Source organism: Achromobacter anxifer, from assembly GCF_903652925.1.
GTDB classification, from domain to species: Bacteria; Pseudomonadota; Gammaproteobacteria; order Burkholderiales; family Burkholderiaceae_B; genus Achromobacter; species Achromobacter anxifer.
Genome location: NZ_CAHLAR010000002.1, coordinates 69,917 through 88,930, shown reverse-complemented (window position 1 = coordinate 88,930; position 19,014 = coordinate 69,917). Strand labels below are relative to the sequence as shown.

At 66.8% G+C, this 19,014-nt stretch carries 17 protein-coding genes; 6 read left to right on the top strand and 11 right to left on the bottom strand.

From position 1 onward, the window contains the following. Positions 1-78 precede the first annotated feature (78 nt). The 5 genes from HWY37_RS05645 to HWY37_RS05625 all read right to left on the bottom strand — a co-directional run bounded on the left by HWY37_RS05645 (position 79) and on the right by HWY37_RS05625 (position 4,681). The gene (locus tag HWY37_RS05645; RefSeq protein WP_175209033.1) at positions 79-777 is read right to left on the bottom strand and encodes an ABC transporter ATP-binding protein; all 699 of its coding nucleotides are present in this window, start codon (positions 775-777) and stop codon (positions 79-81) included. Beyond that, entirely contained in the window at positions 774-1,553 is a 780-nt protein-coding gene (locus tag HWY37_RS05640; RefSeq protein WP_175209034.1) for an ABC transporter ATP-binding protein, read from the bottom strand. The genes HWY37_RS05645 and HWY37_RS05640 overlap by 4 nt, the downstream gene beginning before the upstream one ends. After that, the gene (locus tag HWY37_RS05635) at positions 1,550-2,539 is read right to left on the bottom strand and encodes a branched-chain amino acid ABC transporter permease (protein ID WP_175209035.1); all 990 of its coding nucleotides are present in this window, start codon (positions 2,537-2,539) and stop codon (positions 1,550-1,552) included. The genes HWY37_RS05640 and HWY37_RS05635 overlap by 4 nt, the downstream gene beginning before the upstream one ends. Continuing rightward, entirely contained in the window at positions 2,539-3,396 is an 858-nt protein-coding gene (locus HWY37_RS05630) for a branched-chain amino acid ABC transporter permease (protein WP_175209036.1), read from the bottom strand. The genes HWY37_RS05635 and HWY37_RS05630 overlap by 1 nt, the downstream gene beginning before the upstream one ends. Before the next feature lie 85 nt (positions 3,397-3,481). After that, positions 3,482-4,681 (bottom strand): ABC transporter substrate-binding protein, encoded by a 1,200-nt coding sequence (locus HWY37_RS05625; protein ID WP_176088101.1) that lies wholly within the window; start codon positions 4,679-4,681, stop codon positions 3,482-3,484. A 324-nt stretch (positions 4,682-5,005) separates the two neighbouring features. Here HWY37_RS05625 and HWY37_RS05620 point away from each other — a divergent pair, with 324 nt between their 5' ends. Next, a complete protein-coding gene (locus HWY37_RS05620) occupies positions 5,006-5,845 on the top strand; it encodes a FadR/GntR family transcriptional regulator (RefSeq protein ID WP_175209038.1) in 840 nt (279 codons plus the stop codon). 36 nt (positions 5,846-5,881) lie between these two features. On the opposite strand, the gene HWY37_RS05615 is transcribed toward HWY37_RS05620, so the two are convergent. The 3 genes from HWY37_RS05615 to HWY37_RS05605 form a co-directional block, all read right to left on the bottom strand. Further along, entirely contained in the window at positions 5,882-6,868 is a 987-nt protein-coding gene (locus HWY37_RS05615) for a Bug family tripartite tricarboxylate transporter substrate binding protein (RefSeq protein ID WP_175209039.1), read from the bottom strand. A gap of 114 nt (positions 6,869-6,982) precedes the next feature. Further along, the gene (locus tag HWY37_RS05610; RefSeq protein ID WP_176088100.1) at positions 6,983-8,485 is read right to left on the bottom strand and encodes an AMP-binding protein; all 1,503 of its coding nucleotides are present in this window, start codon (positions 8,483-8,485) and stop codon (positions 6,983-6,985) included. Beyond that, a complete protein-coding gene (locus HWY37_RS05605) occupies positions 8,482-9,369 on the bottom strand; it encodes an SDR family oxidoreductase (RefSeq protein WP_176088476.1) in 888 nt (295 codons plus the stop codon). The genes HWY37_RS05610 and HWY37_RS05605 overlap by 4 nt, the downstream gene beginning before the upstream one ends. A gap of 147 nt (positions 9,370-9,516) precedes the next feature. Here HWY37_RS05605 and HWY37_RS05600 point away from each other — a divergent pair, with 147 nt between their 5' ends. Continuing rightward, on the top strand, positions 9,517-10,446 hold the full coding sequence (locus HWY37_RS05600) for a LysR family transcriptional regulator (protein WP_175209041.1): 930 nt from the start codon (positions 9,517-9,519) through the stop codon (positions 10,444-10,446). A gap of 265 nt (positions 10,447-10,711) precedes the next feature. Next, positions 10,712-13,417: an aconitate hydratase AcnA gene (acnA, locus tag HWY37_RS05595; protein ID WP_175209042.1), complete on the top strand. Its 2,706-nt coding sequence runs from the start codon at positions 10,712-10,714 to the stop codon at positions 13,415-13,417. 97 nt (positions 13,418-13,514) lie between these two features. Here acnA and HWY37_RS05590 read toward each other — a convergent pair whose 3' ends face one another. After that, positions 13,515-14,291, bottom strand: a complete 777-nt coding sequence (locus HWY37_RS05590) for a DODA-type extradiol aromatic ring-opening family dioxygenase (RefSeq protein WP_176088099.1) — start codon at positions 14,289-14,291, stop codon at positions 13,515-13,517. 209 nt (positions 14,292-14,500) lie between these two features. On the opposite strand from HWY37_RS05590, the gene HWY37_RS05585 reads away from it, so the two are divergent. From HWY37_RS05585 to efp, 3 genes are all read left to right on the top strand, one after another. Continuing rightward, the gene (locus HWY37_RS05585; RefSeq protein WP_176088098.1) at positions 14,501-15,703 is read left to right on the top strand and encodes a DUF2863 family protein; all 1,203 of its coding nucleotides are present in this window, start codon (positions 14,501-14,503) and stop codon (positions 15,701-15,703) included. Positions 15,704-15,708: 5 nt separating this feature from the next. Further along, positions 15,709-16,821 carry an elongation factor P maturation arginine rhamnosyltransferase EarP gene (gene earP, locus HWY37_RS05580; protein ID WP_176088097.1) on the top strand — a complete coding sequence of 371 codons (1,113 nt, stop codon included), beginning with the start codon at positions 15,709-15,711 and terminating at the stop codon, positions 16,819-16,821. 205 nt (positions 16,822-17,026) lie between these two features. Next, the gene (gene efp, locus HWY37_RS05575) at positions 17,027-17,587 is read left to right on the top strand and encodes an elongation factor P (RefSeq protein ID WP_006225610.1); all 561 of its coding nucleotides are present in this window, start codon (positions 17,027-17,029) and stop codon (positions 17,585-17,587) included. A 75-nt stretch (positions 17,588-17,662) separates the two neighbouring features. Here the strand turns inward: efp and HWY37_RS05570 are convergent, their stop codons facing one another. Both HWY37_RS05570 and HWY37_RS05565 read right to left on the bottom strand, forming a co-directional pair. Next, positions 17,663-18,121, bottom strand: coding sequence for a DUF1178 family protein (locus tag HWY37_RS05570; RefSeq protein ID WP_175209046.1), 459 nt, complete (start codon positions 18,119-18,121; stop codon positions 17,663-17,665). 185 nt (positions 18,122-18,306) lie between these two features. Then, complete coding sequence (locus HWY37_RS05565; RefSeq protein ID WP_176088096.1) at positions 18,307-19,011, bottom strand: DUF2968 domain-containing protein; 705 nt, start codon at positions 19,009-19,011, stop codon at positions 18,307-18,309. Positions 19,012-19,014 lie beyond the last annotated feature (3 nt).

Genomic DNA, 19,014 nt, shown 5'->3' with positions numbered 1-19,014 from the left:
GTTTCCTTGCGATGCTTGCTTCAATGGTCCGGCGCGGCCCTAGGGGCTGTAGATACTAGATCGAGCCTTGCACAGGCCCTAGACGCCCACGCCCAGATAACGATCCTTCACGCCCTCGTCCGCCATGAAGGCGGCATTGCTGCCCTCGTAGACGATGGATCCCTGTTCGATGATGAAATGATGGTCGGCCAGCTGGGTGCAGACCTCCAGGTTCTGCTCCACCAGCAGGATGGTGACGCCGGCCTGCTTGATGGACTTGATCTGTGCCACGATCTCCTCGACGATCACCGGCGCCAGGCCTTCGACCGGCTCGTCCAGCATCAGCACGCGCGGATGGTTCATCAGCGCCCGGCCGATGGCCAGCATCTGCTGTTCGCCGCCGGACAGCTGGCCGCCGCCGTTCTTGCGCCGCTCCTTCAGGCGGGGAAAGATGCGGTAGACGTCTTCCAGCTGCCAGGGCGAATCGCGGCGCATGCCCAGCTTGAGGTTTTCCTCGACCGTCAGCAGCTTGAAGATGCCGCGGTGCTCGGGCACCAGGCAGATCCCCATGGACGCGATCTTGTGCGCGGGCAGCCCGGCGATGTCGCGCCCGTCGTAGCGCACCGCCCCGCCCTTGGGCGCGATCACCCCGGCGATGGTCTTGAGCGTGGTCGACTTGCCCGCGCCGTTGCGCCCGAGCAGCGTGACCACCTCGCCTTGCGGCAGCGCCAGCGACACGCCTTGCAGGATATGGCTCTTGCCGTAGTAGCTGTGTACGGCGTCGACGTGCAGGATCATGCCCGGCCTCCCGTGATCATGTTGCCCAGGTACGCCGCGCGCACCCGCTCGTCGCTGCGGATCGCGGCGGGCGCGCCTTCGACCAGCACGCGGCCCTGCTGCATCACCGTGATCGTGTCGGAGATGTCCATCACGATGTTCATGTTGTGCTCGATCAGCACCACCGTATGGTCGTCGCGCAGGCTGCGGATCAGGCGCTTCATTTCCTCCAGGTCGTCCACGCCCATGCCGGAAGTGGGTTCGTCCAGGAAGATGGCGCGCGGCCTGGCCGCCAGCGCCATGCCCACTTCCAGGCGCCGTTGCTGGCCATGCGACAGCGCGCCGGCCGTCACCTGCGCCAGCCGCGACAGGCCCAGGCGCTCCAGCGCCGCGTCGACGACCTCGCGCTGCGCCCGCGGGCCGGTGGGCGGATGCCAGCAGTCAAAGGCGCCGGCCCGGTGCGCGCCCTGGGCCGCCAGCCGCAGGTTCTCGCGCACCGGCAGGTTGGCGAACAGGCTGGTGACCTGGAAGGAGCGCGCGATGCCGCGCTGCACACGCTGGTAATCGGCCTCCTGCGTCACGTCCTGCCCGTCGAACACGATGCTGCCTTCGCTGGTGCGCAGCGTGCCCGTCAGGATGTGAAACAGCGTAGTCTTGCCGGCCCCGTTGGGGCCGATGACGGAATGCACGGTGCGTGGCCGCACTTGCAAGTCGACGCCATGCAAGGCCACGAACTTGCCGAAACGCTTGACGATGCCGCTGGCCTGCAGCAGCGGCGTGGTGTTGGCCTGGTTCATGCGTTGCCCTCCTTGGCGGCCGTTTCCGCGCCGGCGGACTTGCGCCGCGACGCCAGCCAGATGCGTTCTCCCAAGCCCCACAGCCCCTTCTGCATGAACAGGCTGACCGCGATCAGCAGGAAGCCCAGCAGCATCAGCCAGCGCGGCCACAGCGTGGAAAGCCAGTCCGCGAACAGCACGTAGAACGCGGCGCCCAGCACCGAGGCAAACAGATTGCCGGTGCCGCCTATGACCGTCATGACCAGGATCATCTCGCTGCTGTGGTATTCGATGCTGGACAACGGCGCGATGCCGGTCATCATGGCCAGGAAGGCGCCGGCCAGCGCGGTGACGGCGCCGGAAATGGCGAAGGCCGACAGTTTGAACAGGCGCACGTTGTAGCCCACCGCCATGGCGCGCGCCTCGTTGTCGCGGATCGCCAGCAGGGTGCGGCCGAACACCGAGTTGGTCACGCGCAGCAGTAGCCAGAACACCGCCAGGAAGCACACCGCCACGAACGCGTAGAACTGCCAGGGCGTGGCCAGCGGCATGATCTGCATGCCCGCCAACGACAGCGGCGGACGCGGCACGTCCAGCAGGCCGTTGTCGCCCCCGGTCAGGTCGGGCAGGCTGTAGGCCAGGAAGTAGAACATCTGCGCAAACGCCAGCGTCAGCATCACGAAATAGGTGCCGCGCTGGCGGATCGCGAACCAGCCCACCAGCGTCGCGCCCAGCGCGCCCACGGCCATCGCCGCCAGCAGCGCCAGCGGCATCGGCAAGCCGGTGCGCGTGAGCAGGATGCCGATGGCGTAGCTGCCCAGGCCGAAGAAGATGCCCTGGCCGAAGGACAGCAGTCCGGTGAAGCCCAGCAGCAGGTTGCAGCCCAGCACCGCCAGCGCGTAGATCAGCACTTCCGTGGCCAGCGAGCCCGACTGCATGCACAGCGGCAGCAACAGGACCGCGGCCAGCGCCAGCAGCAGCTGGGCATGAGATTTCAAGCGCGTCATCATCCTCTCCCCATCAGGCCGTGCGGACGCAGCAGCAGCACCGCCGCCATCGCCACGTAGATCATCAGCCGGGCGCCTTCGGGCCATAGCGTGCTCATCACGCTCTGCACCACGCCGATCAGCAACCCGCCGACCAGCGCGCCGAAGAAGCTGCCCATGCCGCCCACCACCACGATGACGAAGGCGATGCCCAGCGCCTCGATGCCCATGAACGGCTCCACGCCGCGTATCGGCGCGGCCAGCACGCCGGCCAGGGCGGCGGTCGCCGCGCCCAGCGCGAACACCAGGCTGAACATGCGGAATACGTTGATGCCCAGCATGGACACCATCTCGGTCGATTCGCTGCCGGCGCGCACCGCGCTGCCCAGCCGCGTGCCTTCCAGCACGTACCAGAGCAGCAGCGAAAACACGGCGGTGAAGCCGATCACGAACAGGCGGTACTTGGGATAGACGAAGCTGCCCCACATGACCACGCCCTGCAGGGCGGACGGCGCGGCCACGTTGTCGCCGATCGGCCCCCAGACCACGATGACCAGCTCCTGCAGCACCAGCGCCAGGCCGACCGTGATGAGGATGTGGAATTCATGCGCCTGCGCGTAGACGTGGCGCAACAGCACCTTCTCGGCCACCCAGGCGAACGCGCCCACCAGCAGCGGCACGATGGCCAGCGCCAGCCAGAAGTTCAGGCCCCACTGGATGGCCTGGAAGCAGAAGTACGCGCCCAGCAGATAGAACGCCCCGTGGGCGAAGTTCACGAAGCGCAACAGACCGAAGACGATGGACAGGCCGACTGCCAGAAGGAAGTACAGCATGCCTACCCCGATCCCGTTGATGATCTGGAGGAGATAGACGTTCATGGGTATGCCCGGTGGAGGAAACGAAAGGCCGCAACGCGCCTCCCGCCGCCGCGCAGCGGCCGCGGGAGTCCGCTACAGGGACGCGCTACAGCTTGCAGCCGGTTTCCGCGGGCGGCAGGAAGGAGCGGCCGCTATGCACGATCTCGGCGTAGTCGTCCTTGTCCTTCATTTCCTTCTTGGCACGGCCCTTGAGCAGGTAGTAGTCCTTCAGGACCTGGTGGTCCTCCTTGCGGATTTCCTCCTTGCCGGTCAGGCCCTCGTACGCCATGCCTTCCATCACGGCGATGACCTTGGCCGGATCGGCGCTGCCGGCCTTGACGATGGCGTCCAGCATGATGCGGGTGCAGATGTAGGAGCCCGCCAGGCTGTAGTTCGGATTGGCGCGGGTCTTGTCGCGCGACAGCTGCACCAGCTGCTTGTTGAGCGGCGAGTCGATGCCGTGCCAATACTGCGCGCCGAAATACACGCCCTCGCACAGGTCGGCGCCCAGGCTTTCGAACTGTTCCAGGCCGGAGGCCCAGGCCACCAGGATGGTGCAGTTCTGCTTCATGCCGAAGCTGACGGCCTGGCGCAACGTGTCCGAGGACTGCGAGCCGAAGTTCAGGATCAGCAGCACGTCCGGCTTGGCGGCCATGGCGTTGGTGAGATAGCCGCTGAACTCCTTCTCGGTCAGCGAGTGGTAGCTGTTGCCCACATGCTCGATGCCCTTTTCCTTGAAGATCGCCTTGGCCGCGTTGAGCAGGCCGTCGCCGAACACGTATTGCGGCGTGATGGTGTACCAGCGCTTGGCGTTGGGCAGTTTTTCGAGCAAGGGGCGCACGGTCTGTTCGATGGCGCCGAAGGTGGGCACGGACCAGCGGAACGTCGCCCGGTTGCAGTCCTTGCCGGTGATTTCATCCGCGCCCGCGGTGGTGATGAAGACGCCGCCGGCGCGCTCCACTTCCTTGCCCATGGCCAGCGCTTCCGAGGACAGGATGCCGCCGGCGAAGAACTTGACTCCCTTCTGTTGCGAGACTTCCTGGACCTTGCGCACCGCCGTGGCCGGCTTGCCCTCGGTGTCCAGCACGGTATAGGCCAGCGGCCGGTCCAGCGCGCGGCCGTATTGCTCCAGCGCCAGTTTCATGCCCAGGTCGGCGTATTTGCCGTTGGCGGCAAAGGCGCCCGACATCGGCACCGGACAGCCGAACTGGATCGCATCGGCTTGCGCCAGCGCGGACCGGGCGGTCCATAGTGATCCGGGCACGGCGCCAAGCGCGGCTAATTTCAGCAGGTTGCGGCGATTCAAGATGGTTCTCCCTGGCTGCCGCTGGCGTTGCCGCGGCATATTGACGATGTCGAGCGCGCAACATGCGCGTCCCCATTCCGACTCTGTCTGCTCCAAGCTCCCGTGCCGGGTCTGCCGCCGCACTAGGGCGAACGCGCAACTCCCGGCGCTTCATGCCTATACCGCTACTTCCATCCTATTTATCATGATAAATAGGATTATTATCATGATCAGTTTGGCGAGCCGGCTCTGTCAATAGCGGGCGCATCAGGTATAACCCGGGGTCCGCGCGGAACCGCCCCCAGGCCCTGCCGCGCGCACAACATGCAGCTACGGAGGAACGCAATGGCGTTCAACAGTCAAGACCTACAAGCCGCGGGCGCATCCAGTCCGCCCAAGCGCAGCGATCTGGTCGCCGAGGAGATCAAGCGGCTGATCACGGCCAAGAACCTGTTGCCCGGCGACAAACTGCCGCGCGAGAGCGAGCTGCAAAGCATGTTCTCGGTCAGCAAGAGCACCATGCGCGAAGCGCTCAAGTCGCTGGAGGTGCAGGGGCTGGTGAAGGTCAGCACCGGGCCGGGCGGCGGCGGCACCGTGGTCGAGGTGCCGCTGGACCGCACCTTCCAGCTGATGCAGAACTACCTGTTCTTCAAGGAAGTGCGGATCGAGGACATCTACCAGGTGCGCAAGCTGCTGGAACCCGAGCTCGCGGCCAGCGCGGTGCCGTTCCTGACGGAGGCGCATTTCGCCGCGCTAGAGGAGAACATTGCCTGCTGCGACCCTTCCGCCGAGCACGTTGACGACCCGCTGGCCCAGCGCCAGGAGGAAATCAATTTCCACGATATCTTCGCGGCCGCCTGCCCCAATCCGTTCCTGCGGTTCAGCTGCGAAATGACCAATGAAATGATCCGGCAGCTGACCGTATTCGACAACGAGATGCCGCTGTCCGAGCAGCAGCGCTTCGGCAGCGCGAATGCCGGCTTCCACCGCAAGATCCTGGCGGCGGCACGCGAGCGCGACGTCGAGAAGGTGCGCGCGCTGATGAGCGAGCACATGCAGGACGCGATGCGCTCGGTCAAGCGCATGCACGGCAAGCTGGAAGGCCGCCTGATCCTGGATTCCGAGATGTCGCGGCGCAACGCCACGCGCAATGCGCGCCGCGGCGGCCGCAAGAAGGCGGGCTAACGCCCGCCCGCGTAAGCTGGCGGCGCCCTGCCCGCCTCAGTCCAGCTTGATGTGGTTGGCCTCGATCACCGCGCCCCAGCGCTGGCGGTCTTCCTGCACATAGGCGTCGATGTCCGCCTGGCTGCGCGGCGCCTGGATCACCAGGCCCAGCGGCTCGAAGCGGCCGCGGAACGCCGGATCCTTCAGCACCTTGTCGACGGCGGCCTGCAGGCGCTGCGTCTCGGCTGGCGGCGTGGCGCGCGGCACGGCCAGGCCGAACCAGGTCGCGGCGCGGAATCCCGGGAATCCGCTTTCCGCCACGGTCGGCACGTCGGGCAGCACCGCCAGGCGCTCGCTGGTCGTCACGGCCAGGGCCTTGATCTTGCGTTCCCGCACCAGCGGCAGCGAGGTGCTGACCACGTCCACCATCAGCTGCGTATCGTTGCTCATCAGCGAAGTCAGCGCGGGTGCGCTGCCGTTGTAGGGGATGTGCGCCACGTCCATGCCGGTGCGCGACTTCAGCAGCTCGGTCGCCAGTTGCAAGGGATTGCCTATGCCCACCGACGCGTAGTTCAGCTTGCCCGGCCGCGCCTTGGCATAGGCGACGAAGTCGGACAGCGTGGCGGCCGGCACCTCGTTGTTCGCCACCACCACCAGCGGCAATTCGGCTGCGATGCTCAGCACGTGGAAGTCGCGCGCGGCATCGTAGGAGATGCGCTGGTAGAGCATGGGATTGAGCACCATGCTGGCGTTGCTGGCGAGAAAAACCGTGTAGCCGTCCGGCGCCGACCTGGCCACTTGCGTCGCCGCGACCATGGTGTTGGCGCCGGGCTTGTTCTCGACCACCACGGTCTGGCCCAATTCGCGCGACAGGCCTTCGGCCAGCACCCGCGCCAGCTGGTCGGCGGAGCCGCCCGGCGTGTACGGCACGACCAGCTTGACCGGCTTTTCCGGAAAGGCCGCCAGCGCGGCGGCAGGCATCGCGAGCGCGAGGATCGCCGCGCTCGCGATGCGACGCAGCCTGAGGTTCAGTCTGAATGCCATGCTTGTCTCCCTTGTGGGTTTTGTGGATCTTTTTGGGTCCTGCTGGTCTTGTGGGCCCCGCGGGTCTTGTAGGTTCTTCTGCGGGTCCTGTGGTCGCGGCGCCCCGCCGCCCTGCTATACCTTGCGCTGCCGGCCCGTCCAGAATTCCGCGCGCAACCTGCGCTTGGCGATCTTGCCGTTGTCGTCGCGCGGCAATTCCGCGCGCAGCGCCAAGTCGCGCGGCACCTTGTAGCGCGCGATGCGCTGCGCCAGCCATTGCGCCATCGCGGCAGGCTCGGGCGCCGCGCCTGCGGCGGGCTGCACCAGCGCCATCAGCCGCTCTCCGTATTCATCGTCGGGCACGCCGAAGACCGCGCAATCGGCCACGCCGGGGTACTGCATGAGCTGGTGCTCGATCTCGGCCGGATAGATGTTCACGCCGCCCGAGATCACCAGGTCCGACTCGCGGTCGCACACGTAGAGATAGCCGTCCGCGTCCAGATAGCCCAGGTCGCCCAGGCCGATGAGTCCGTCCTTCTCCACCTCTGCCCGGGCCTGCGGATTGTTGCGGTAGGTGAAGTCCGCGTAGGCCGGCTGGCGCACGTAGATGCGCCCGACCTGGCCCGGCGCGCAGGGCGATCCATCCTCGGCATAGATCCTGACCTGGGCGTCGCCGATGGGCCGGCCCGCGCTGCCGGGACGAGCCAGCGCCTCGTCCGAGTCGATGACGGTGACCATGCCCGCCTCGCTGGAGGCATAGGTTTCGTGGATGATGGGGCCCAGCCAGTCGATCATGGCGCGCTTGATCTCCGGCGCGCAGGGCGCCCCGGTCGAGGCCACGAAGCGCAGCGACGACAGGTCATGCGCGGCGCGCGCGGCGGCGTCCAGCTTCAGCAGGCGCACATACATGATGGGCACGAGGTAGACCGTGTCGATGCGATGCGCTTCGATCAGGCGCAGGACCTCGGCGGGATCGAACCGGTCGGTCACGACGAAGGTCTCGCAGACCCGCAGGGCCACCTGCGCGAACACGCTGGGCGCGCTGTGGTAGATCGGCGCGGGCAAGAGTGCGTGGCTTCCCGGACGCAGGCCGTAGGCCGCCTCCACCACGGCCTCGACCTGTTCCAGATGCCGCGCCAGGTGTTCCAGCGGGAACGGCGCGCGCACCACGCCCTTGGGCCGGCCCGTGGTGCCGGACGTATAGGCCATGTGGCCGCGCGGCGCCACGCGCGGGCCGTCATACGGTTGCTGGCTGTCGCGCCAGGCGTCGTAGTCCGCTTTTCCGGACTGCGCGGCGCCGGGCCCGGCCAGCAGCACGGGCAGTTCCGCGGGCAGCGCATCGCGCAGCGGCGGCCACAGGTCGGCGTTGGCGATCAGCAACCGGGCCCCGCTGTCTGCCACCAGGAAGGCGACTTCCGCCGCCGTGAAATGCCAGTTGATGGGGCAGTAGTAGCAGCCCAGCCGCTTGCAGGCCTGAATGATCTCCAGATAGGGCAGGCCATTGCGCAGCAGCACGGCGATCACGTCGCCTTCCCTCACGCCCAGCGCAGCCAGGCCGGCGGCAACCTGCTCGCCGCGCGCCGCCAGCGCCGCGCCCGAGAGGCGCTCGCCGCCGGCGTGGATGGTGCTGTCCGTCATGCGCCCCCCGTGCTGCGCTGCGCCTTGTCCTGCGCGGTGCGCGCCTCGATGGCCTGGCGCGCCGCAGCCCAGTCCGCGTCGCTCCATTCAGCGTACTGCTTGAAATAGGCGCCGTTGGCCAGATAGTCGCCGCCGTCCAGGGCGATGGTCTGGCCGTTGATCCAGTCGTAGCCTGGACTCAGCAGAAAAGCCGCCAGTTCGCCGATGTCGTGCCCGGTGCCCAGCCGTCGCATGGGGTTCTGCTGCGCCTGGGCGTCGGCGCCGCTGTCCTTGGGACGCAGCCGCGCGCTGGCCCCTTCGGTCGGAATCACGCCCGGCGCGATGGCGTTCAACCGGATGCCATGGCGGCCCCATTCGATGGCCAGCGACTTGGTCATGGCGTCTATGCCGGCCTTGGACATGGCCGAGGGCACCACGAAGGGCGAACCGGTCCAGACCCAGGTCACCACGATGGACAGCACCGCGCCGCCCGTGCCTTGCGCGATCCAGCGCTTGCCCACCGCCTGGGTCGTGTAGAAAGTGCCGCGGAACACTGTGTCGGCGATGGCATTGAAGCCACGCGGCGACAGCTTTTCGGTGGGGCTGATGAAATTGCCCGCGGCATTGTTGACCAGGGCGTTCAGCGCGCCATGCTGCGTCCAGATGGCCTCGACCGCGGCGTCCACGGCCTCGGCGTCGCGGATGTCGACCGCCTGCACGTGGACCTCGGCGCCATGGCGTTGCCGCAGGCCCGCGGCGGCCTCTTCCAGCACGGCCGCGCGGCGTCCCCACAGGTGCAGCGACGCGCCCAGCGAGGCCAGGCGCTCGGCCATCGCAAGACCCAGGCCGGTTCCGCCGCCGGTGACGAGGATGCGCTGACCGCGGAACAGATCGCTGCGGAACATGGTTTGCGGGGCGCTCCCGCCGGGCTGGTTTTGGTTCATGGCCTGGTCTCCTTTCAGTGGAAAGCAGAATATCAACCGCAGCTGGCCCGCGACAATCCCGCCGGTTGCGTAAACTATGTTTCCTCACAGTCAACAATAAGACCGCGCATGCCCGCCCTGCCCGCGCTGGACCTCAATCTGATACAGCTCTTCGTCACCATCGTCGACGCCGGCACGCTGAGCGAGGCGGCGGTGCGCCACGGCGTGACGCGTTCGCACGTGAGCCGCAACCTGCAGAAGCTGGAACGCGCCTTCGGCGCCCAGCTGATCCGGCGCAGCACGCGGCGGCTGGAACTGACGCAGCAGGGCTCGGTGCTGTACGAACACGGCGCGCGCATGGCCCGCGAGGTCGAGTCCGCCCGCCATGCCCTGCAGAAGCTTGGCTCGGAACCCGCGGGACACGTCCGTCTCAGCATCCCAACCGGGCTGGGGGAGCTGGACCAGTTGCGCCCGCTGCTGGTGAGCTTTGCCCTGCGCCATCCTTCGCTGACCCTGCGCGTGCTGTTCTCGAACCGCGTGAGCGACCTGATTTCGTCGGAAATCGACGTGGCGCTGCGGGTCATGACGTCCCCGCCGCAGGATTACGTGGCGCGCACGTTGGGCGACGTGAAATGGGTGCTGTGCGCGGCGCCGTCCTACCTGGAGCAGTTCGGCGCCCCTGCCCACCCGCGCGACCTGGCCCGGCTGCATTTCCTCGGCCCGCCCGATCCCAGGCCCCAGGTCACGCTGCGCCTGCGCCGCAAGGACCAGGTGCACGAAGCCAAGCTCGCGCCGCGGCTGCAATCCGAGTACTTCCCGTTCCTGGCGCAGGCGGCGCGCGCCGGCGCGGGCGTGGCGCTGTTGCCGGCCTACGTGGTGCAGCAGGACCTCGAAGCGGGACGGCTGACACCCGTGCTGCCCGCCTACCAGGCCATGGGCCCGGGCGAGAAACTCTTCATACTCACCACGCCCAACCCCTATCCCTCGACCGCCCAGCGCGCGGTGGTCGATTTCCTGCGCTCAGAGTTGGCCACGCTGCTGCGAGACGTTCTCGCGTAGGGCTTGCGGGCGACCGCAACATTCGCGTAGGACTTTCTTGATAAAAGACGCTTGCGAGTCGCGCGCGCCTCGGCCAGAGTATCGGCTGAGGCCGACGGCCGCCCGCCCATGAACAACCGCAGGACGGGAACTTTGACGGCCCGGCCAAGTCTTATATAAGATATAAGACATACGGTCGCGCAGGCGCTAGTCTCACATAGAATGACAAATGCGCAAAAACGCCAGAAAATGCCGGCTTCAGCCGGGCAAATCCACGGAGTCCATCATGCCGCACAACACCCTAGACACCCTCAAGAATTTCAAGATCGGCAATAAATCCTGTCAGTACTATTCGCTGCCGGCGCTGGGCAAGTCCCTCGGCATCGACGTGCAGCGGCTCCCGGTTTCGATCCGCATCGTGCTGGAATCCGTGCTGCGCAACTGCGACGGCAAGAAGGTGACCGAAGAGCACGTCAAGCAGTTGGCCAACTGGCAGGCCAACGCCCGCCGCGAAGACGAAATTCCGTTCGTGGTGGCCCGCGTGGTGCTGCAGGACTTCACCGGCGTACCGCTGCTGGCCGACATCGCCGCCATGCGCTCGGTGGCCGACAAGATGGGCAAGAGCCCCAAGAGCATCGAGCCGCTGGTGCCGGTGGACCTGGTGGTGGACCACTCGGTCATGATCGACTACTTCGGCACCAAGAATGCGCTGGACCTGAATATGAAGCTGGAGTTCAAGCGCAACCAGGAGCGCTACCAGTTCATGAAGTGGGGCATGCAGGCGTTCGACACCTTCGGCGTCGTGCCTCCGGGCTTCGGCATCGTCCACCAGGTCAACCTGGAGTACCTGGCGCGCGGCGTGCACCTGGACAAGAAGAACAACGTCTACTACCCCGACTCCCTGGTGGGCACCGATAGCCACACCACCATGATCAACGGCATCGGCGTGGTGGGCTGGGGCGTGGGCGGCATCGAGGCCGAGGCCGGCATGCTGGGCCAGCCCGTGTATTTCCTGACCCCGGACGTGGTCGGCGTGGAGCTCAAGGGCAAGCTGCGCGGCGGCGTCACCGCCACCGACCTGGTGCTGACCATCACCGAAATGCTGCGCCGCGAGAAGGTGGTGGGCAAGTTCGTCGAATTCTGCGGCGAAGGCACGGCCAGCCTGTCGGTGGCCGAACGCGCCACCATCGGCAACATGGCGCCGGAATACGGCGCCACCATGGGCTTCTTCCCAGTCGACGAACGCACCATCGACTACTTCCGCGGCACTGGCCGCACCGAGGACGAAATCGCCGCTTTCGAGGCCTACTTCAAGGCCCAGAAGATGTTCGGCGTGCCCAAGGCCAAGGACATCAATTTCACCAAGCTGCTGACGCTGGACCTGTCCACCGTCGCGCCGTCGCTGGCGGGCCCCAAGCGCCCGCAGGACCGCATCGAGATCGGCAACGTCAAGAACACCTTCATCGACCTGTTCTCCAAGCCGGTGGCCGAAAACGGCTTCAACCAGCCCGCCGACAAACTGGAAAAGACCTACACCACCAGCGCCGGCACGCAGGTCAAGAACGGCGACGTCCTGATCGCGGCCATCACGTCCTGCACCAACACCTCCAACCCCAGCGTGCTGCTGGCGGCCGGCCTGCTGGCCAAGAAGGCGGTGGAAGCCGGCATGACGGTGCCCAAGCACATCAAGACTTCGCTGGCCCCGGGATCCCGCGTGGTCACCGAGTACCTGACCAAGACGGGCCTCCTGCCCTACCTGGAAAAGCTCGGCTTCGACGTGGCCGCCTACGGCTGCACGACCTGCATCGGCAACGCCGGCGACCTGACCCCGGACCTGAACGAAGCCATCACCGGCAACGACCTGATCTGCTCGGCCGTGCTCTCGGGCAACCGTAACTTCGAGGCCCGCATCCACCCGAACATCAAGGCCAACTTCCTGGCCTCGCCCCCGCTGGTCGTGGCCTACGCCCTGGCCGGCACGGTCACGCGCGACCTGATGACCGAGCCCGTGGGCCGCGGCAAGAACGGCGACGTGTGGCTGGGCGACATCTGGCCGACCACCGAGGAAATCGAGTCGCTGCTGAAGTACGCGCTGGATCCCAAGGCTTTCGAAGCCAACTACGGCCAGGTCAAGAGCAACCCCGGCCAACTCTGGGAAAACATCAAAGGCGTCACCGGCGACACCTACAACTGGCCTGACTCCACCTACATCGCCGAGCCGCCCTTCTTCGACGGCTTCGGCATGACGCCGGGCGCGATGCCGACGGTCAAGGGCGCTCGCGCGCTGGGCGTGTTCGGCGACTCGGTCACGACCGACCACATCTCGCCGGCCGGCTCCATCAAGGAAACCTCGCCCGCGGGCAAGTGGCTGAAGGAAAACGGCGTGATGAAGGCCGACTTCAACAGCTACGGCTCGCGCCGCGGCAACCACGAGATCATGATGCGCGGCACCTTCGCCAACGTGCGCATCAAGAACCTCATGATCCCGGCCCTGCCGGACGGCAGCCGCTTCGAAGGCGGCGACACGCTGTTCCAGCCCACAGGCGAACAGATGTCCATCTATGACGCGGCCATGAAGTACGTCGGCGCCGGCACGCCCACCGTGGTGTTCGGCGGCGAAGAGTACGGCACCGGCTCGTCGCGCGACTGGGCCGCCAAGGGCACCCAGCTGCTGGGCGTGAAGGCCGTGATCACCCGCAGCTTCGAACGCATCCACCGCAGCAACCTGGTCGGCATGGGCGTGCTGCCCCTGCAGTTCAAGGGCTCGGACAGCGTGCAGTCGCTGGGCATCACCGGCGAGGAAACCTACGACATCTCGGGCCTGGAAAACGGCATCAAGCCGATGCAGGACGTGACGCTGACGATCACCCGCAAGGACGGTTCGAAGCAGGACGTGACGGTGCTGCTGCGCATCGACACCCCGATCGAGGTGGACTACTACCAGCACGGCGGCATCCTGCCCTTCGTGCTGCGCCAGCTGCTGGCCGCCTGACCGCGCGGACGCAAACGCAATGGCCCGGGAACCGCGAGGTTCCCGGGCCATTTTCATTGCGGCCGCGCAGGCGGCTCACAGGGTGGCCGCGTCCGGATCAGTCCGCGAACTCGTAGGCGTCCATCGCCAGCGCGCCGTACGAGATCTCGCCCGTCAACCTGCGAAAGCCTTCTCCACCCGCCCCCAGCGCCACGTACAGCGGCATCAGGTGGTCATCGTGCGGATGGGCCTGCGCCGCGCCCGGCGCCTGCGCCTGCCAGTCCACCAGCGCCGGCAGGTCGCGGCGGGCCAGCTTGTCGGCGTACCACTGCTGGAAGGCGGGCACGTAAGGCAGCGCCGGCGCGTCCTGCGGCATGCGCACATGGCGCAGGTTGTGGGTCAGCGAACCCGAGCCGATCACCAGGATGTCCTCGTCGCGCAGGCGGGCCAGCGCGCGGCCCAGCTGCAACTGGGCCGCGGCATCGCGTCCCATGTCCAGGGACAGCTGCACCACCGGCACGTCGGCCTCGGGATAGAGATAGCGCAACGGCACCCAGGCGCCATGGTCCAGCGGACGGCGCGGGTCCAGGTCGGCGGCGATGCCGGATTCCGCCAGCAGGGCCTGCACCCGTTCCGCCAGCGCCGGCGAACCGGGCGCGGCATATTGCAGCTCATACAGTTCCGGCGGAAAACCGCCGAAATCGTGCCAGGCCACCTGCCGGTCGCGGGTGGACAACGCCAGGCCCTCGCCCATCCAGTGCGGCGAGACGACCAGGATGCCCTTGGGCTTGCGGCCTTGCGCGGCGCTCCAGGCGGCCAGCGCCGGGCCGGTCTGGCCGGGCTCGACGGCGAGCATGGGAGATCCATGGGAAACGAAAAGCGTAGGCCAGCGCATGGCGGTGCCTCCTGAGAATGATCTGATGCAAGCATTCTCCCCCGTTTCCGATCAGCAATAAACCACCTATAGGGGCATTATCTGTTGCTGTTTCAGCACCAATCAGGATTGCGCTCCGCCATCGCGGGTCCTGGCGGGACGACAGAACCGACGGGCGCCGCGGGCGTTAAACTACACAGTTGCACACTCACTGGACGCTCCTCGAAGTTATGGCCCGATCCCGCAGCCAATCCGCTCCCCGCCTCACCCGTGACGCCACCCGCCTGGTGGCGCTTGCCCAGGCGCTCAACCGCTCGGGCAGCCGCCTCGAAGACGTGTTCTGGGAGAACCAGCTTGGCGAGGCGATTCCGAAGCTGCTGAAGGCGGGGCAGGACGCCCCTCTGGAAGCCGCGCTGGATCACCTTGCGCAAAGCGACGTGGGCGCCTACGAGATCTTGATCGAACAGGCCGAAACCCTGTCCGAATCGATGAAGATCGAGAAAAATGGCGTCCGCTACGACGTTTTGCTGATCGTGGCGCCCATCGTCGCCTGGACCCGCTATGCCATCCCGACCGGCCCGATTGCCGCCGGCGCGCAGCAGGCGCTGATGGCGCAGTTGCACGGACACGTCCTGTCCAGCAAGGCCCGCAGCTCGCTGATGCCGGTGCTGGTCAGCGTCGACCAGATGCCGCGCACCTTCTCCGAAACCTGGCAATGGCTGCAACGCCTGGGCACCCAGGCGCTGGGCGCTGAAACCGCCAAGCCCGCCCTCAACACGGAAACCGAGACGGCCAACATGCTGGCCGACACGCGCTACATCGTGGCGGCCGTCGCCGTGCCGGAAGGCGAGCCGATCTTCCGCTGGCAGGAACAGCTGGGCGAGGCCGAGGCCAGCCGCGACGCCTGCCAGGAGCAATGGGCGGCGCAGGCGCAACCCACGCTGGCCAATCTGCTGCCCGGCTGCGGCTTCGAAGCCCTGCTACCTGACGCCTATTACGTCAGCAACCGCGAAGCCGACCGCCGGGTGCGCCCGCTGTCGCTGCGCGCGGCGGTCAGCTGGCTGGAAGGCGCGGTCAGCCTGGAAGCGTCCCAGTTGCGCGCGGTGGTGGCCGGCTGCGGCGAAAGCCGCGTCGACGAATACCGCATCGGCTTCACGGCGCGCAGCAGCAACGACGTCTACTACGGCTGCGTCTGGCCACTGTACGGGCGCGAGGAAGACCAGCCGTCCGACGAAGGCCAGCCCGACGTGGTCGACGAAATCGCCGCCCTGCTCAAGGAATACGGCGTGACCGAAGTGCGCCGCATCCCCGGCGTGCTGCCACCCGAGTATTGCGAGGATTGCGGCGCGCCCTACTTCCCGAACCCGCTGGGCGAACTGGTGCACGCCGAACTGCCCGAGGACGCGGAAGCCGCGCCAGCCAAGTTCCACTGAACGCCATGCAAGCGGACATCTTCTGCCGGGTCGTCGACAACTACGGCGACATCGGCGTCTGCTGGCGGCTGGCGCGCCGCCTGGCGCACGGCCGCGGCTGGGATGTGCGCCTGTGGGTCGATGACCTGGCCAGCTTCGCCCGCATCCAGCCCGGCATCGTCCCGGGCCTGCCGCGCCAGCAGCTGAGTGGCATCGACATCGTCCACTGGTCCGACTCGCCCGATGCCACGCTCGCCGCGCGCGACGTGGTGATTGAAGCCTTCGCCTGCGATCCGCCCGCGGAGTTCCTGGACAGCATGCGGCGCACGCACCCGGTCTGGATCAATCTGGAATACCTGAGCGCCGAGCCCTGGGTGGAAAGCTGCCACGGCCTGCCATCGCAGCGGCCGGACGGGCTGGTCAAGCATTTCTACTTTCCCGGATTCACCGCCGCCACCGGCGGCCTGCTGCGCGAGCCCGGCCTGTCGGCAGAACGCGACGCCCTGCAAGCCTCGACGCAAGACCAGGAAACCCTCCTGAAGTCCCTGGGCGTGGCGCAGGACTTGCTGTTGCGCCGCCGCGACGGCGCCCGCACCGTGTCCCTGTTTTGCTATCCCAGCGCGCCCGTGACGGCGCTGGCCGAAGCGCTGGCGGCCGACCCGCGCCCCAGCGTGCTGCTGGCGCCCGAAGGCGTGGCCCCCGGCCTGGAAGCCGCCTGCTCGGCGCCGGGCGCCCCTCTGGTGGCGCGCCTGCCCTTCGTCGCACAGCCGGATTTCGACCGGCTACTGTGGTGCTGCGACCTGAATTTCGTGCGCGGCGAGGATTCCTTCGTCCGCGCCGCCTGGGCCGCGCGCCCGCTGATCTGGCAGATCTATCCCCAGGAAGAAAACGTCCACCTGGAAAAACTGGAGGCCTGGCTGGCCCGCTATCCGGCCCCGGAAACGGCCCACTCGCTGATCCGCGCCTGGAACGAGCCGCAAACCGGCGCCACCGCCCGGGCGCTGTCGGCCGCCCTGGCGCCGGAAGCCTGGGAATCCTGGGCAAGCGCCGCCTGGCAGTGGGACGCAAGCCAGGCCGCCCTGCCCGACCTGGCTGAAAATCTAGCCGATTTCTGCGCAGAGTTGGCCAAGAAACGTTAGAATAGAGAGTTTTCCGAGCGCCCTGGATTTTGTCGGGCCTCAACTATGACGCCTCCCGGGGTGTGCACGAAGCCGCTGTCAGCGGTCCTATGGTCCGAGTCTCATGGCTCGAATCCTATGACCCGGACCTATGAGCCCGAGTTTTTCGCAGCGGCGGCTTTTTGCAAGCACGGCGAGTGCACCCATCACCCCCGGAGTTTTATCGATGAAAACCGCTCAGGAATTGCGAGTCGGCAACGTGGTCATGGTCGGCAAGGATCCCCTCGTGGTCCAGAAGGCCGAATACAACAAGTCTGGCCGTAACGCCGCTGTTGTGAAGCTGAAGTTCAAGAACCTGTTGACCGCCTCGGCCAGCGAATCGGTCTACAAGGCCGACGAAAAGTTCGAAGTCGTCCAGCTCGACCGCAAGGAGTGCACCTACTCCTACTTCGGCGACCCGATGTACGTCTTCATGGACGAAGAGTACAACCAGTACGAAATCGAAGCCGAAAGCATGGGCGACGCCCTGAACTACCTGGAAGAAGCGATGCCCGTGGAAGTGGTCTTCTACGACGGCCGCGCCATCTCGGTTGAACTGCCCACGACCCTCGTGCGCGAAATCACCTACACCGAACCCGCCGTGCGTGGCGATACCTCGGGCAAGGTGACCAAGCCCGCCAAGATCAACACCGGCTACGAACTGAACGTGCCGCTGTTCTGCGCCATCGGCGACAAGATCGAAATCGACACTCGCACGAACGAATACCGCAGCCGCGTCAACAACTGATCCGGCAAGCAGGTGCAAAAAAGCCAGGCCTTCGGGCCTGGCTTTTTTTATTGACCTTGCCAGCGGCGTAGCCGCTTATTGCAGACGCTCGTCGTCCAGGAAATCCGGCACCGCCATGACGTCGATACCGTCGTCGGCCAGCGCTTCGCGCTCTTCGGGAGTCGCGGTGCCGCGGATGGGGCGGTCGTCGGCGTCGCCTTCGTGGATGCGGCGCGCCTCTTCGGCGAAGCGCGGTCCCACGTTCTCGGTATTGCGCAACAGCGCGCGCACCTGTTGCATGACGGCGGCCTGCAATACCGCCATCTTGTCCGCGTCGGAGGCATTGGCGGGCAGCGCCGGCTGGGCGGCCGGCGCGTGCAGGTGGGCGACGTTCAGGCGGGGCGCGGACAGCCGCTTGGTGATGCTGGCCGAGCCGCAAACCGGGCACGTGACGAGGCCACGCGCCTGTTGCGCGTCATAGTCTTCGTGCGAACCGAACCAGCCTTCGAAAATGTGGCTGTGCTCGCACTGGAGGTCGAAAACTTTAAGTGCCATGGCATCTATATGGGGTGCAAGTCCCAGAATACAAGAAACCGCGCGCGGCGGCCCGGTTGACCCCGCGGGCGCATCCCCTATTCCCGCCGCCCAGAACAAAGCGGGCCCGCAGGCCCGCTTTCGGGGTTTCCCAGTTTTCCTGGTTTCCGGCTTCCCGGTTTCTTGGTTTCCCGGTTTCCGGCAGCTTACTTGCCGCGTTTCTGGCCCGCCTGATTCCCCACCTGCGCCTGCTGGGCCTGCAAAGCGTCGATCTGGCGCTGCAGGTCACGCAGTTGCTGGCGCACGTCCTTCTGCTGGTCGGCCAGGGCCGTGGTTTCCTGGCGCGATTGCTCCTGGCGCGCGGCCACCTGCTCTTCCTGCTGCATGCGCACGGCGCGGTCGGCCTGCAGCGTGCTCAGTTCGGCGCTGCGGCTGGCCAGCAGCTTCTCGGCGTGGGCGTATTCGGCCTGCATCTTGATGCGCTTGATGTCGACTTCGGCCAAATCGGCGGACTGGCTGACGAAGGCGCGGTAGGTCGACTCGGCCTGCTGGTCGGACTTGGTCTTCACCACGCGCCAGAAGTCCTTCTGCTGGAACAGCGCGACGTAATAGGTCAGGTCGTCCGGCTTGAACAGCAGGCTGGCGCCGTAGGTGCCGTTGTAGGCGGTGCGCAGCTCCGACACCTGGCGGCTCTGGATCAGGTTCTGCAGTTCCGACACGGTGGACGCGGGGCGCGCGGCCGGCGCCGGTGCGGGGGGAGTCACGGGTGCGGATGCCGCCTGCGTGTCCTCGACCTGTTTAACCGTGGGCCGCGGCGCTTCGGATTGCGCGCTGGCGCAGGCGGCCAGGCCGGACAGGACCGAGCCCAGCAATGCCATGCGGGCGGCGCCACGGATAAATTGGACGTTCATGCC

Bases quoted from the DNA above. Each gene is read 5' to 3' on its own strand.
- HWY37_RS05640 (WP_175209034.1), bottom strand. From the start codon at position 1,553: ATGAACCAGGCCAACACCACGCCGCTGCTGCAGGCCAGCGGCATCGTC.
- HWY37_RS05620 (WP_175209038.1), top strand. From the start codon at position 5,006: ATGGCGTTCAACAGTCAAGACCTACAAGCCGCGGGCGCATCCAGTCCG.
- efp (WP_006225610.1), top strand. From the start codon at position 17,027: ATGAAAACCGCTCAGGAATTGCGAGTCGGCAACGTGGTCATGGTCGGC.
- HWY37_RS05590 (WP_176088099.1), bottom strand. From the start codon at position 14,291: ATGCGCTGGCCTACGCTTTTCGTTTCCCATGGATCTCCCATGCTCGCC.
- HWY37_RS05610 (WP_176088100.1), bottom strand. From the start codon at position 8,485: ATGACGGACAGCACCATCCACGCCGGCGGCGAGCGCCTCTCGGGCGCG.
- HWY37_RS05645 (WP_175209033.1), bottom strand. From the start codon at position 777: ATGATCCTGCACGTCGACGCCGTACACAGCTACTACGGCAAGAGCCAT.
- HWY37_RS05630 (WP_175209036.1), bottom strand. From the start codon at position 3,396: ATGAACGTCTATCTCCTCCAGATCATCAACGGGATCGGGGTAGGCATG.
- acnA (WP_175209042.1), top strand. From the start codon at position 10,712: ATGCCGCACAACACCCTAGACACCCTCAAGAATTTCAAGATCGGCAAT.
- HWY37_RS05570 (WP_175209046.1), bottom strand. From the start codon at position 18,121: ATGGCACTTAAAGTTTTCGACCTCCAGTGCGAGCACAGCCACATTTTC.
- HWY37_RS05615 (WP_175209039.1), bottom strand. From the start codon at position 6,868: ATGGCATTCAGACTGAACCTCAGGCTGCGTCGCATCGCGAGCGCGGCG.
- earP (WP_176088097.1), top strand. From the start codon at position 15,709: ATGCAAGCGGACATCTTCTGCCGGGTCGTCGACAACTACGGCGACATC.
- HWY37_RS05635 (WP_175209035.1), bottom strand. From the start codon at position 2,539: ATGACGCGCTTGAAATCTCATGCCCAGCTGCTGCTGGCGCTGGCCGCG.
- HWY37_RS05585 (WP_176088098.1), top strand. From the start codon at position 14,501: ATGGCCCGATCCCGCAGCCAATCCGCTCCCCGCCTCACCCGTGACGCC.
- HWY37_RS05565 (WP_176088096.1), bottom strand. From the start codon at position 19,011: ATGAACGTCCAATTTATCCGTGGCGCCGCCCGCATGGCATTGCTGGGC.
- HWY37_RS05605 (WP_176088476.1), bottom strand. From the start codon at position 9,369: ATGTTCCGCAGCGATCTGTTCCGCGGTCAGCGCATCCTCGTCACCGGC.
- HWY37_RS05600 (WP_175209041.1), top strand. From the start codon at position 9,517: ATGCCCGCCCTGCCCGCGCTGGACCTCAATCTGATACAGCTCTTCGTC.